The 13,926-nt window shown below is 49.0% G+C and carries 7 protein-coding genes, 1 tRNA gene and 4 pseudogenes; 5 read left to right on the top strand and 7 right to left on the bottom strand.

The genetic code is table 11. The annotated features are described in order from the left end of the window. Position 1 precedes the first annotated feature (1 nt). Positions 2-466, top strand: a complete 465-nt coding sequence (locus J4685_RS13705; RefSeq protein WP_001521985.1) for a hypothetical protein — start codon at positions 2-4, stop codon at positions 464-466. Positions 467-560: 94 nt separating this feature from the next. Here J4685_RS13705 and misL read toward each other — a convergent pair whose 3' ends face one another. The 3 genes and pseudogenes from misL to J4685_RS13690 all read right to left on the bottom strand — a co-directional run. After that, positions 561-3,413: an intestinal colonization autotransporter adhesin MisL gene (gene misL / locus J4685_RS13700; protein ID WP_001143055.1), complete on the bottom strand. Its 2,853-nt coding sequence runs from the start codon at positions 3,411-3,413 to the stop codon at positions 561-563. Positions 3,414-3,487: 74 nt separating this feature from the next. Beyond that, the gene (locus J4685_RS13695) at positions 3,488-4,105 is read right to left on the bottom strand and encodes a helix-turn-helix transcriptional regulator (protein ID WP_000984812.1); all 618 of its coding nucleotides are present in this window, start codon (positions 4,103-4,105) and stop codon (positions 3,488-3,490) included. A gap of 735 nt (positions 4,106-4,840) precedes the next feature. Continuing rightward, a pseudogene (locus J4685_RS13690) lies at positions 4,841-4,972 on the bottom strand (transposase); the annotation flags it as partial. A 409-nt stretch (positions 4,973-5,381) separates the two neighbouring features. Here J4685_RS13690 and J4685_RS22765 point away from each other — a divergent pair. Continuing rightward, a pseudogene (locus J4685_RS22765) lies at positions 5,382-5,694 on the top strand (transposase); the annotation flags it as partial. Between the two features lie 128 nt (positions 5,695-5,822). On the opposite strand, the gene J4685_RS13680 reads toward J4685_RS22765, so the two are convergent. The 3 genes and pseudogenes from J4685_RS13680 to J4685_RS13665 all read right to left on the bottom strand — a co-directional run bounded on the left by J4685_RS13680 (position 5,823) and on the right by J4685_RS13665 (position 8,518). After that, the gene (locus J4685_RS13680; RefSeq protein ID WP_000389730.1) at positions 5,823-6,851 is read right to left on the bottom strand and encodes a virulence RhuM family protein; all 1,029 of its coding nucleotides are present in this window, start codon (positions 6,849-6,851) and stop codon (positions 5,823-5,825) included. Positions 6,852-6,942: 91 nt separating this feature from the next. Continuing rightward, a pseudogene (locus J4685_RS13670) lies at positions 6,943-7,773 on the bottom strand (DUF4942 domain-containing protein); the annotation flags it as partial. 148 nt (positions 7,774-7,921) lie between these two features. Further along, complete coding sequence (locus J4685_RS13665; RefSeq protein ID WP_000173549.1) at positions 7,922-8,518, bottom strand: retron system putative HNH endonuclease; 597 nt, start codon at positions 8,516-8,518, stop codon at positions 7,922-7,924. 559 nt (positions 8,519-9,077) lie between these two features. On the opposite strand from J4685_RS13665, the gene J4685_RS13660 reads away from it, so the two are divergent. Next, positions 9,078-9,422 (top strand): hypothetical protein, encoded by a 345-nt coding sequence (locus J4685_RS13660; RefSeq protein WP_000120776.1) that lies wholly within the window; start codon positions 9,078-9,080, stop codon positions 9,420-9,422. Positions 9,423-9,738: 316 nt separating this feature from the next. Here J4685_RS13660 and J4685_RS13655 read toward each other — a convergent pair. After that, positions 9,739-9,833 (bottom strand) — tRNA-Sec (locus J4685_RS13655). A 287-nt stretch (positions 9,834-10,120) separates the two neighbouring features. On the opposite strand from J4685_RS13655, the gene J4685_RS13650 reads away from it, so the two are divergent. Next, on the top strand, positions 10,121-11,503 hold the full coding sequence (locus tag J4685_RS13650) for a glycoside-pentoside-hexuronide family transporter (RefSeq protein ID WP_000834261.1): 1,383 nt from the start codon (positions 10,121-10,123) through the stop codon (positions 11,501-11,503). Positions 11,504-11,514: 11 nt separating this feature from the next. Then, positions 11,515-13,833 (top strand): annotated as a pseudogene (gene yicI, locus J4685_RS13645) (alpha-xylosidase). Positions 13,834-13,926 lie beyond the last annotated feature (93 nt).

Below are 13,926 nucleotides of genomic sequence, written 5' to 3'. Positions count from 1 at the left end.
GATGTTAGCCTGCCTGACGTTACTGTTTCTGGGAGTAGGGCTTGGACATCTTTTTCATTTGTATACGGAAAAGAACCGGGATCCAGAGAAATGTACGGCGCCTGTGATTGTGTTTTATAACAACACTCAGGCTAACCTGACGCTGGACTTTATGTATTCGCTGAAAAAACGCACTGGGGTGGTTTCCATCAGCGGAACGTATTACGTCGATAATAAAATGAGCGGCGTGATCCGCCGTGATGTTTCCTATGTATGGAGTGAAAATAAAGACAGCACCCATTTTATATCGACGGATATCAACAAAGTCACGCGTGACGAAACACTGTCCGATGCGGTTATCGAGACGGTTTTACCCGATTTTTATGTCTATCCAGGGAAAAGCATCAGTTACACCATCCTGACTCAGGGCCATCGTGGCTTTATGTTCACCATCGGGAAACGCCCGATATTTTTCTGTACACATTAAGCTGTTTTGGGAGCCGTTCATGGAACGTATCAGCCAAATGAAAGCGCTTCCGGGTAAAAGCCGCTGAAGATCAGCGGCTCTGTTGTTACCTGAATCAAAAACTGTATTTAACCCCCAGTAGGCCTTGGGTATTACTATAGCCCTGGTCACCTACCTGTTGCGCCACGTTACCCCATACGTTCAGGCGCGGGGTAATTTGTCCTTCAATACCCACTTTCAGTTCACCAATATTTTTTGTACCACGCATATCGCTGCTGACATCGTCCATCTTCACGCTGGCAGGCTGCGTATTATGGATCCAGTTCGCCTCCACGAACGGCTGGAACTCTCGAGATTTATTGTCATCAATAGCATTGTGGCCGTTAATATAGGCTTTTACGCCCATGCGGGTTAGCAGATTACCGGCGGTATCATCCTTGACGAGGGTACCATTGGCTTCGCGATTGTCGTCAGCCTGCACGCCCATCCATACCACCTGCGCTTTGGGCTGCAACCAGTAGCTTTGATGCACGCTTTCACCTAACCTGAAGCTGTAACCGGCTTCAACCGAGGCGGTAATTCCTTTGGATTTATATTTCTCAGCGGCCTGATCCTGACCCATGACCTTGTTATCAAACCAGTTGAACAGCATCCAGGTATCCACATAAGCCCCAGACCGATCGATATTGTTAGCATACCAGGTGCCGTAAAGGCCGACGCTGTAACCAGTGACTTGACCACGGGAATGATAGTCACTCACGGACGACTGTGTGCGGTTCTGGCTGTTGGCATAACCTGCCATTGCACCAATATGCCAACGGTCAAGACCGTCAGTGCTCCACTGTGCCAGATCGCCTCCCAGTTGTAACACATAGCTGTTGATGCGGGTTTTTAGCTGCCCGCTGCCATCGTTGAAGCGAGTATGGGCGCCGACGTTACGCATCCACAGGCTGGTGACCTTCTTCTCACCCGTCAGCATGTCGGTGTACTGGGTTTCACCCAGACGGTCATGGAGACGCGTCATGAACAGCGTATTTGCCGCATAGTTGTTGGCAAGGTAGCTACCCACTTCCGGACGGAACTGATGTTCTGTTATCGGCGGTGTGTCAGATTGCCCTATGTCAGGAATTGTCGGATCAGGGATGACCGGGTCTACTGGCTCAGGGTCCACCGGATCGGGAATAACAGGGTCAGGGATAACCGGGTCTACTGGATCAGGGTCTACCGGATCGGGAATGACAGGGTCAGGGATAACAGGGTCTACCGGATCGGGAATAATCGGTTCGTCCGGCTCAATGTAGCTGGTCAGATACCAGTTTTTACCTTTCTGCACCATGTTGTAGTCATAGGCTCCGGCAACAATACGGCTTGCTTTTTCGAAAGTACCGTTGGAATTGCCAGCAACGTTGACAATTTCAATACCTTCAATGGTTTGCGCCCCGGCTCCTCCAATATTATTTACTGCAACAAATGTGTTGCCTGAAGTATTGCCGAGAACCTGCAGCCTGTCCGTTTCGGAATCATCATCGCTGAGCACAGTATTAAAGACCAGCTTACCGCCGTTGCCTACATAATCTTCATTGATGGTGAGCGTTTGCCATGGCTCGCCATCTTCATGGCTGAAGTTAATGGTTGCGCCACTATTCAGCGTCAGGTCAGTGAGCGTTGAGCTGCTGGTCATATTCCAGGTCGCATCGCTCATTTGTACAGAGATAACGCCTGTGCCCGCCGTAGCGCTGGTGATGTACGACGCCCCGTCCCATCGCGAGTTGTCCGTCATATTGAGCTTAATCGTACTGTTCTGCTGCGGTAGCGTACCGCTGGCAGCGGTGGCGCCAGCAGCACGAATATCACCGTCGATGACGAAACGACCTCCTGAAGAACCGTCAACAATGCCGCCAGTTTCCGTGCTGATGGCGTAACTTTCGCTACTGTTATCGCCCGCCATAGTAATAGCCGCACCGCCTGCCAGATTAATGGCGCCTCGGGAGAGGGCGTATAAACCGGCAGGGGCTTTACTATAGGATGCAGCCTTACTGGCGCTGTTAACGCTAATAGTGGCATTCTCTCCCAAATTAACGGTAGCGTTAGTTGCATATACCGCGTGTGCGCTGGCACCGTTCACCGTAATAGTAGCGTTGTTGCCAAGCTCGGTTCTGGAGGAGGATGCTGCGTAAATCCCCGTTGAGGATGCGCCGGAGGTTTCGATGGTTGCATCGTCACCCAGACGAATCAAAGAACCGCTTTGTCCGGTACGCAGCCCCTCCGAACTGTCGCCGGTAGTAACAATATGTGCACGATTGCCGACGACAATCGTATTTTTGGCACGTGACGCATCCCGCATGGCGTTAGCTGTAATTCCACGTCCCTGGCTACCTGTTGTTTTGATATACAGATCGTCGCCGACGTAAATATTGGCCGATCCGGTCCAACCCTGGCCCAGGGAGTTATATCCGGCGTTAATACCGTCACCATCCTGACCATCCACGTAGATGCGGGTACGGTCACCGGTAATAATAAATACCGGGTTATCCGGAGTATTTGCGCCGTGAGTACGGATGCCATCGACGTCTCTACCATTATTCGCGGCATTCGCCGACTGCGTCCGAATGGTCAGGTCGTTGCCAAAAATCACGCCCGGACTTCCCGTCCCGCTGTTCTGAATAACCGTGACAGTGTGTTCAAACGCCTCCGCGCCCGGCCCATTAAGCGTGAGGCCATTGCCATAAACCGGGATGGTGCCGGTGTTCCACTGATAAACGTAGTTGGGCATGGTACCGACTTTGGTGAAACCGGTACTGGCCTGAGCGGGAATAATAGCCTGTAATTCCGGCGGCAACTGGCTGACCAGCCCACTGGATGGCAGACTATCAACGTCGACCCAGGCCGCCTGGGAGGGAAATACCATAGAGGCTAATGCTGCTGATACCGCTATGGCGATGAATGAGTAATTTTGGGGAGTTGGCATTCTGCCTCCTGCATTATGGCGTAAAGCGTCTTCCACATCGCAATAATATGGAAATAATAAAAATGGAAACGGATTTATAAAATATTTGATATTATTTTATGAATGCTATGCCCTAGCTTATTTTCAAGCCGCAGCTTATGCACATAAAGTTTCTTAATATCAATATTGTCAATATTTACAATCTGCTGAATACTTATTCCTGATACAAAGCGCTTCAGTAATATAAATTCCGTATAGTTAAGCGTTCGTCCTCGTTTACTGTTGGCAAGCCGACCGGTAAACAAGCGGTGCATCTTTTGCTGTTGCACAATATCATCGTCATCGGAATAAATAATTCCTTGTATTTTATTGCTTTTCAAAATCCAGTAATTGGCCAGCGGAGTTAAACTTCTGTCAGAAATCAGGACAATATGCATACCACTGTTTGCCAGACTGTCAGCCCATTGTAAATCGGTAAATCGTCGAAGATTCGGGAAAGAAAAATCAACAAAGATAAAACCGCTGGATAAATGGTTGTGTCTATCAAGCAATAACTTTTCAATAAACCCTTTTTTCAGGAAAGCATTACCATCTGGCCAGATGGAAAATGCCGCATTATGACAGTATTGCACCCGTACTGCGCTGTCAGGGAATAATTGACAGGATAAATCGCAACTAATGCAATGGACAATTTGTGAAGGCTTTCTCATCATCCTGAACGACTCCCGTCGATGTTTCTATTAATATTTCATTGGTAAATAAATGTGTCAATCCAGATAATATACAGTGCTACGGCTGTCAAAAGTCGCGAATTATTGTCAGTGTCATAAACTCCTGGAAAGACCTAAAATACAGCTTTAAGGAACCATGACAGATCCGACAGTCGTAATACATCATTTCGGATTCGTATTTCACTCATTGAGATTTTTATACAGTATCTCCAATATCATAAAAAATCTTAAAACAGCACTATTTGCTAAATCATGAGGGTGATAAATAACGGTTCTCAATACCATCTGTCTGCTGCCTTCGTCACTATCGGGGTGATGTGATGAAATATAAAAGTAATTCCTGTCAACCTGTAATGAATTCTTATTATTAAAACCTAATTTAAGATTTTTTCTTTTATTGCATTGTTATTCAATGACTTAATGGTGAAATTTGTGCTCTCATCAACTTCTTATATACAAATTTAAGACTCTTTTATAGAGACGCATGTAAACTTTAAGGAGGTGTAATGCTAATGCCATGAGAAAATTTTGTAACTTAATGCCGGGAGTTATACCTTGCCAATAAGTTGATCTGACTTAATTCTGATCGTGACAGTCTGAGCAACCGACAGACTTATCGGTCGAAACAACTTCAGCTTCTGGCTTCTCTTTTCAATTGCTCATCTGATGAAAACTCTTTCCCGGAGCACATTAGTGAGAAACAGGATGTGGTCAAACCCAATGTCCATAGATGTCGTCAGTCACTTCACAAATACCCGCCTCCTGGCAGATATCTTTAACCGCTCGTCCAGCTTCGACCAACTTAATTACGGCGATGTTCTGATGCTCAGTGAGACGGGCTTTACGCATAGAGATTCCTTCGTCAGCAGATCGATGACGTGATCTCTAAATGTGAATAGCACGATTATGTGGGATACGTACAAAAAATTAAACTAACTGCCAGTAATATGAGTACCTGGTATAAGAATGTATACGGATATATTACTACTGAAATATAATAATGGGAGGGGTTAAGAATAAACAGGACGTATGGGAGAACAAGGGTATAAAGATGAAATGCTTGCAGTATCTAATAGATAACAATGAAAAATCAGGTAACTGAGAAACTATTCAGTGTTTAGGTTGATGTGATATTGAGTCATTCAGCCGCTACAGCACATTATCAGGATAATTTCGTCTGGATAAAACGGAGGAATGAATCGCCACAGGTTTAACAGACACCGCTGAGTCATTTAAGATGACTTAAAGAGAGGGGCCCATGAGCGGTAAACGTTATCCCAAAGCGTTTAAAATTAAAGCGGTAAAACAGGTTATTGAGCGCGGCCATTCTGTTTCCAGCGTCGCAACACGTCTTGATATTACTACCCATAGTCTTTACGCCTGGATAAAGCCGCCACATTCACGACGGCATCATGTTGACCTGAATCTGACGGGGCATACAGGCAGTTCTGGCTGGAATCGGGCTGTGTTTATGGCTATCGCAAGATCTGTCTCGATCTGCGGGATATCAGGAACAATGCGGTGTAAGCAAAGTCTGGTGGTTGATGCAACGTGTGGGGATAAAGGCTCGGGCGATCACAGGAATCGTATTTGAATGTTAACTTATTGATTTTATGTTTATATTTTGTATTGGATAAATGAGTAACCCCCATAAGCACCCCCAAATGATTTTGCTTGTGGGGTTTGGGGACATCCTGAGCTACTTTTTAGGCTCTGTTTTCCACTGTAACAAAGCGGCGATATCTTTCTCACCTTCGGCTTCTTTTAAACGCCGTTGTTGCTCGGCAAACTGGCTATATTCCGCCTGCGCTTTTTCATCGGCCATTTTCTTACTGACTTTACCTGCCCCTTGCAAAACCTCACGGTCGTTAAATTGCAGGAACTGATCCAGCTTATCCTGCCAGTCGCGTAAAAAGACCTGTTGACGACGACGGGCCTGATCTTCGGCGAAATCCAGCCACATGTTAACTACGCGGTTAAGCTCGCTGACTTCATCCTGAGTGAGATAATTTTTTGCCACCGTCACGTCACATTTGCGCACCTCTTCACCTTTATAGCTGGTCAGCCCCATATGCGGCTGGCAGGCGTCAGCACGCTGATGAATGAGTTCAGCGGCGGTATACCCGGTACAGGCAAAATGTAACTTGTTCTGGATGGTTTGAAAAAACTGCGTGGTTTCTTTGAGGGACGGTTGATAATCGGCGGCCAGAGCAAAGATCTCGCGTACCCGCAAATAAACCCGACGTTCGCTGGCGCGGATATCGCGGATACGCTCCAGCATCTCATCGAAATAGTCGGGTACAGCCGATGAACCCACGGGCGGATTTTTCAGGCGCTCATCGTCCATCACAAAACCTTTGATCAGGTATTCCTGGAGCGTCTGGGTTGCCCACTGGCGGAACTGCGTGCCGCGCGGGGAGCGAACGCGGTAGCCGACAGCGAGTATCAACGGCAAACTAAAGTATTGAATCTGATAATTTTTCCCATCACTGGCAGTTGTTCGGTAAAACCGAACAACTGAATTTTCTTCAAGCTCGCCATCTGCAAAGATGTTCTTTATATGCTCACTGATGGTGGCTTTAGCTTTACCGTATAGTTCGCAGATCATTCCCTGAGAGAGCCACAGTGTATTGCTTTCAAAGCGGCATTCAACACGCACTTTCCCGTCACCGCTGGCAAACATAATGAATTCACCTGCCGGGGATTGGGTTAAGTATTTATCTTCCATGTCGCCTCCACTTACATCTGACTCGTGATGCTGTAATCCGCTTAGTATGCCAGAAATTCCTGGTGAAGCTCATTACGCAGATAGCGTTTATTTTGGCGGGTAGCGCCCCCGGATAGTGTTTCACCACGATATCATTCATCTTCTCCACCAGATCCAGACGCTTAAACGTGATATGCCCACTGCCTTTCTGAAAGTAGTGCATAGAGAATAAATCATCCTCAAAAACCTGCTGATGCGGGTTATCACGAATGAAGTCCATCAGTCGGATAGTCACATCGTGTCGGTTATCGGGAATGGTTTTACCATCCAGCAGGAACAACATGCGCTCCAGATCCGCAATCTGGTCACGCCGTCAGCCCCAATTCAGGCTGTAGCCCCATCGGTCGTGCTTTACCAGGCCGTTAACGATGATCCGCTTACCGAAGCAGCAGGGATTATTGGTTTTATAGTCCCAGCTTAGCCCTTTAAATACATTGATAATCCCACGTTCGAAAACATCCTGTTTATTGTGGTGGAGTTGTTCAAAGGTGCTCAGGATGTTGGCTTCGCTGATGGCCGGAAGATCTCCTCCTTCGAGATTTTTAGCCCACTGGCTGCGGGCTTCAGCGTCCATTAAGGTCAACATCCCGAACTTCAGCATCAGATCGCGCCAAATGCTGCGGTCAATATTACGGGTGATCACCGGCATCGCTTTATCAACCGGTTGCATCAACCAGCAGTCAAAGGAATGGCGCTGTCGCATCGCCCAATGCTCCGCTACATCACCACCGATGCTGGAGGTAAGCCGCGAGATGTCATCAAGCTTATGAATCAGGATTTCTATCAGGCTCAGCGCAGCGTCGCGCCCTGTGACGATGCATTCAATACTGGTCGAGCAAATTAGCTCATTATGGTCAGTTAAGACTTCAGCTTCTGTTTGCATATTTTTGGTCCATATAAAAGCAAACGCGCCTGCCGGGAGTGGCAGGCGCATTATGCGGTGAAATAAAGGTGAATAAATATTGAGGGTGTAAATCAGGAAGGCGACTCGCAATAAATCATGCTGTCGCCCTGAATCAGGAATAGTGGTGTTAAATTAATGCAGGGGCGTGGCTCTGTAATACCTGTTCAGCTTCTTGCTGGAAAAACTGGCGTGTAATGCTGAAGAATTCATGCAGTTTATGATCTGGCGAAGGGACCAGATCAAGCTGAAGTAATTGGTGCAGATCCCAGTCTTTCTCAATATGTTCTTCAAAAAGCTGTTCCAGCTCTTCCCAATGATTACGACGCTCCGTTTGAAGGAATCCGCTGTTCAGGTTCAGGTGATCAATGGTGTACTGTGCGTACTCAGCTTCCTGCTCAGTTAAATCTATTGAAGGAACCACATGCCCATTAGATAAATAGGCAAAATAACGAGAACAGTCAGGGAGGTGGCAATGAATAAACTGTGCCATATCCACAGATTTATTCTTTCCCTGTACATGACCACCGAACGCGTTGATGCCAAGCTGGGGCAAACCATTCTCAGAGTCTAACGCGCTGGCTGCGAGATTTTGATAATCGAAGGTTCGCCCTGGCTGCTGGCTTTTATTTTCGACGTGTTCAATGTGATAGCCGAGGCCACGCAAATCAGCACGGATTTCGCTGTAACAGCAAAGATGATATTGCTCATTGAGCAGAAGCGTCACTAAATCTGCTTTGTCTCGTCTAAAGTTTCGCCAGCGACGGGTCGATTGATCCGAATCTTGTGGTGGATTTTCATTTGCAGTGAGTAAGGCATCTGTCCCCGGCGAGTTTTGATCACATGCCTCATTGTGCCTTCCCTTTCAGAAAGTTACGGCATCGACAAACGTAGCGCCTGCGTTAATAAACGTAAGGCTATAGTGCCTTCAAGTAGATGAGTAAGCTGCGACGTTACTGCTCGTATGAACACCATCCACCCTTATGATGTGAGCCTGTACCCCCATGTGGATGTTGACCCTTTGGGCAGGCAAGCGCACTGGATGATGCCGTGACGGTAATAAAAGCGATAATCATCGCTGTAAATAATCTCTTCATATATAACTCACATTAATAAATTAGAACATATTACTACCTACTACAGAATACGCATACTTGATACGGACTTAGGGGATAATATAACGCGTACTTTAGTTTAAATTCTATCCTTCATGTGGCATAGGTTATCAGGATAGGTTTTCGTTATGAATTTTATCTGGGATATTGAAGCAACATATTGGGGGGGATATGAGTTATAAATATGTTGGTAAGCATGGCTGTGATGTTGCATTGCGGATGGGCTATAAAGAATGCCCCGATGAAAATGCTTATGGTGATGCCTATTATATTAAAGATGGGTTAAAATGGATATTTAATATAACAGGCTTAAAAAAACGGCTTGGCGTATACAGCGACGACGATCTCCGTAAACAGAACTATGATGTAGATACCTATTATCGAGTTGAAAACCAACCGGAAGAAAGTGCAGATGATGAAATGCAATCGCTATATCATAATTTAGCGGTAGAAGAAGGAGAACCCGTGTATCTGGAGGGAGGCATGTATCTTTATCCGGATGGCTCTATACGTTGATCTCATAATTTTGGCCTGGTAAGCGTATCTCTTTTGAGAAAGGATGAGCCTGTAAGTATGACCCACAAGTTCGTTTGGTGATTAGTTAAGTCCCGCCCACGTTAGTCCTGGCGTACTTTTATCCCTTCTTTGCGGACGATATCCCACAATAAATGGTCGTTCGGTTTTAGCAATCGGTAAATGGTGATTAATAAAATAATATTCCACTTTCTCTCTCCACCTTTCCTTTCGTATTATATGCAAGAACTGGTCTTAATAATAAGCAAATACTTTGTCCCGAAATAGAGGACGAATGGTGGGCATGAGAGAAGGATGTTGGCGGAAGATCACAGGAGTCGAACCTGCCCGGGACCGCTGGCGGCCCCAACTGGATTTGAAGTCCAGCCGCCTCACCGGAGACGACGATCTTCCGCGCCTCGATTGCTACATGGAGGCGCGCGCATTATAGCTACTTCCTGGCGTTTCCACATCCCCTCCCGTGCTTTTTTAACTTCCCTTTCCTTCTGCCATGATCGGTTTCATATAAACCCCCATAAAATCCATTAGTTACATTTCATCACACTTTTTGACGCTACCCTGATCACAGAAAACAAGAATCGTAATTTGATAACCAAATAACGGAATATTCACGCTCGCAGGGAAGGTTTACAAAAACTGTAACCGGTATCAGTGAGCGTTGTGAGCGTTAAGGATGCGTAATGAAAAGTGAAATTCTCTCCGTTAAGGAGAAGATTGGCTATGGTATGGGCGATGCCGCCAGCCACATCATCTTTGATAACGTCATGTTATATATGATGTTCTTCTATACCGATATTTTCGGCATTCCCGCTGGTTTTGTTGGCACCATGTTTTTACTGGCGCGTGCGCTTGATGCCATCTCCGACCCTTGTATGGGCCTGCTGGCCGACCGCACCCGCTCTCGCTGGGGCAAATTCCGACCCTGGGTGCTGTTTGGCGCGTTGCCGTTTGGTATCGTTTGTGTGCTGGCTTATAGCACGCCGGATCTCAGTCTGAACGGCAAAATGATTTATGCCGCCATCACCTACACGTTGCTCACCCTTCTGTACACTGTGGTCAACATCCCTTACTGCGCGTTGGGGGGTGTAATAACCAATGACCCAACGCAGCGTATCTCCCTGCAATCCTGGCGCTTTGTGCTGGCAACGGCGGGCGGAATGCTTTCTACCGTACTGATGATGCCTCTGGTGAAACTGATTGGCGGCGAGAATAAGGCGCTGGGCTTCCAGGGGGGTATCGCGGCGCTCTCGGTGGTGGCGTTCCTGATGCTGGCGTTCTGCTTCTTTACCACCAAAGAGCGCGTTGAAGCGCCTGCCACCCATACCTCCATGCGTGAAGACCTGCGTGATATCTGGCACAACGACCAGTGGCGCATAGTCGGCCTGCTCACCATCCTGAATATTCTGGCGGTATGCGTGCGCGGCGGGGCGATGATGTATTACGTCACCTGGATATTGGGCAAACCGGGCGTGTTTGTCGCCTTCCTCACCACCTATTGCGTCGGCAACCTGATTGGCTCGGCGCTGGCAAAACCGTTGACCGACTGGAAATGCAAAGTGAGCGTTTTCTGGTGGACCAATGCTTTACTCGCAGTAATCAGCGTGGCGATGTTCTTCGTACCGATGCACGCCACGATCGCTATGTTCGTCTTTATCTTTGTGATTGGCGTATTGCACCAGTTAGTCACGCCTATCCAGTGGGTGATGATGTCTGACACCGTCGACTACGGCGAATGGTGTAACGGCAAACGCCTGACGGGGATCAGTTTTGCCGGCACGTTGTTCGTGCTGAAACTGGGTCTTGCCCTCGGCGGGGCGCTGATTGGCTGGATGCTGGCAGGCGGCGGTTACAACGCGGCGGCGAAAACGCAAAACAGCGCCACGATCAGCATCATCATCGCTCTGTTCACTATCGTCCCGGCCATCTGTTATCTGCTGAGCGCCGCGATCGCTAAACGCTACTACACCCTGAAAAGCCCGTTCCTGAAAACCATTCTGGAGCAACTGGCGCAGGGCGCACACCGCAACGAACAAGAATTTACCCATAAAGAATTGCAAAACTAAAGGAACAGACTATGAAAATTAGCGACGGAAACTGGCTGATCCAGCCTGGCCTTAATTTGATTCACCCGGTTCAGGTGTTCGACGTTGAACAGCACGGGAATGAGATGGTGATCTATGCCGCGCCGCGTGATGTCCGCGAACGAACCTAGCAACTGGATACCCCGTTGTTTACCCTGCGCTTTTTCTCGCCGCAGGAAGGAGTGATAGGTGTACGGATGGAACACTTCCAGGGCGCTTTGGATAACGGCCCACATTATCCGCTCAATGTCTTGCAAGATATCAACGTAGAGATGCAGAACAACGCTGAATTTGCCGAACTCAAGAGCGGCAGCCTGAGCGTGCGCGTCACCAAAGGCGAGCTCTGGTCTCTGGATTTTCTGCGTAACGGTGTACGTATCACCGGTAGTCAGTTGAAAAATAACGGCTATGTGCAGGACACCAATAGCGGGCGCAACTACATGTTCGAGCGTCTGGATCTCGGCGTGGGCGAAACCGTCTACGGGCTTGGCGAGCGCTTTACCGCGCTGGTGCGTAACGGTCAGACAGTGGAGACCTGGAACCGCGACGGCGGCACCAGTACCGAACAGTCTTACAAGAACATCCCGTTCTATATCACCAACCGTGGCTACGGTGTGCTGGTAAACCATCCGCAGTGCGTGTCGTTTGAAATTGGCTCCGAGAAAGTCTCCAAAGTTCAGTTCAGCGTCGAGAGCGAGTATCTGGAATACTTCGTCATCGACGGCCCGACCCCGAAAGACGTGCTGAACCGCTATACCCAATTTACGGGTCGTCCGGCGCTGCCGCCCGCCTGGTCGTTTGGCCTGTGGCTGACCACCTCATTCACCACCAACTACGACGAAGCGACCGTTAACAGTTTTATCGACGGTATGGCCGAGCGCAATCTGCCGCTGCACGTCTTCCACTTCGACTGTTTCTGGATGAAGGCCTTCCAGTGGTGCGATTTTGAATGGGATCCGGTGACTTTCCCCGATCCGAAAGGGATGATTCGCCGCCTGAAAGCGAAAGGGCTGAAAGTCTGCGTGTGGATTAACCCCTACATCGGCCAGAAATCCCCGGTCTTCCAGGAGCTGAAAGAGAAAGGATATTTGCTAAAACGCCCGGACGGCTCCTTGTGGCAGTGGGATAAATGGCAGCCGGGACTGGCGATTTACGACTTCACCAACCCGCAAGCCTGCGAATGGTATGCCGACAAGCTGAAGGGCCTGGTGGAGATGGGAGTGGACTGCTTCAAAACTGACTTCGGCGAACGCATTTCAACGGATGTGCAGTGGTTTGATGGTTCAGATCCACAGAAAATGCACAACCATTATGCCTACATCTACAACGAACTGGTGTGGAACGTGCTGAAAGAGACCGTCGGCGTTGAAGAGGCGGTGCTGTTCGCCCGTTCCGCCTCGGTGGGCGCGCAACAGTTCCCGGTGCACTGGGGCGGCGACTGCTACGCCAACTACGAATCGATGGCGGAAAGCCTGCGCGGCGGGCTGTCCATCGGCCTGTCAGGGTTTGGCTTCTGGAGTCATGATATTGGCGGATTCGAGAATACCGCGCCGGCGCATGTCTACAAGCGTTGGTGCGCATTCGGCTTGCTCTCCAGCCACAGCCGCCTGCACGGTAGCAAATCCTACCGGGTTCCGTGGGCCTATGACGACGAGTCCTGTGACGTGGTGCGCTTCTTCACCGAACAGAAGTGCCGGATGATGCCGTATCTGTATCGGGAAGCGGCGCGCGCCAACGAAGCCGGTACGCCCATGATGCGGGCGATGATGCTGGAGTTTCCGGACGATCCGGCGTGTGATTATCTTGATCGCCAGTACATGCTGGGAGATGCGGTCATGGTAGCGCCGGTATTTAGTGAAGCGGGCGACGTGGAGTTCTACCTGCCAGAAGGCCGCTGGACGCACCTGTGGCGCAACGATGAAGTGCAGGGCAGTCGCTGGCATAAACAGCAGCATGACTTCCTGAGCCTGCCAGTGTATGTGCGTGACAATACACTACTGGCGCTGGGCAACAATAGCCAGAAGCCCGATTACGCCTGGCATGAGGGTACGGCCTTCCAGTTATTCCATCTGGATGACGGCTGCGAAGCGGTCTGCGAAGTCCCTGCTACGGATGGTTCGACAATCTTTACGCTGCAGGCGAAACGCACAGGCAATACCATTACGGTGAGCGGCGAAGGCGAGGCGCGCAACTGGACGCTGTGTCTGCGTAATATTACGCAGATTAGCGGTACCAAATGCGGTTCATATGCGGGAAGTGAACTGGGCGTAGTGGTCACCCCGCAGGGAAATGAAGTGGTAATTACGCTTTAAATCTGAATCGCCGGATGGCGCCGTGAGCTGCGCTTATCCGGCCTACAAATGAGCAAGAACCGTAAGCCCGGTAAGCGCCATCGCCACCGGGCA

The organism is Salmonella sp. 32100201201700099SM (assembly GCF_017572645.1).
In the GTDB taxonomy this organism is placed as follows: Bacteria; Pseudomonadota; Gammaproteobacteria; order Enterobacterales; family Enterobacteriaceae; genus Salmonella; species Salmonella enterica.
This window is presented reverse-complemented; position numbering and strand designations above follow the sequence as displayed.

Coding starts and splice junctions, on each gene's coding strand:
- J4685_RS13705 (WP_001521985.1), top strand. CDS start 2: ATGTTAGCCTGCCTGACGTTACTGTTTCTGGGAGTAGGGCTTGGACAT.
- misL (WP_001143055.1), bottom strand. CDS start 3,413: ATGCCAACTCCCCAAAATTACTCATTCATCGCCATAGCGGTATCAGCA.
- J4685_RS13695 (WP_000984812.1), bottom strand. CDS start 4,105: ATGATGAGAAAGCCTTCACAAATTGTCCATTGCATTAGTTGCGATTTA.
- J4685_RS13680 (WP_000389730.1), bottom strand. CDS start 6,851: ATGGAAGATAAATACTTAACCCAATCCCCGGCAGGTGAATTCATTATG.
- J4685_RS13660 (WP_000120776.1), top strand. CDS start 9,078: ATGAGTTATAAATATGTTGGTAAGCATGGCTGTGATGTTGCATTGCGG.
- J4685_RS13650 (WP_000834261.1), top strand. CDS start 10,121: ATGAAAAGTGAAATTCTCTCCGTTAAGGAGAAGATTGGCTATGGTATG.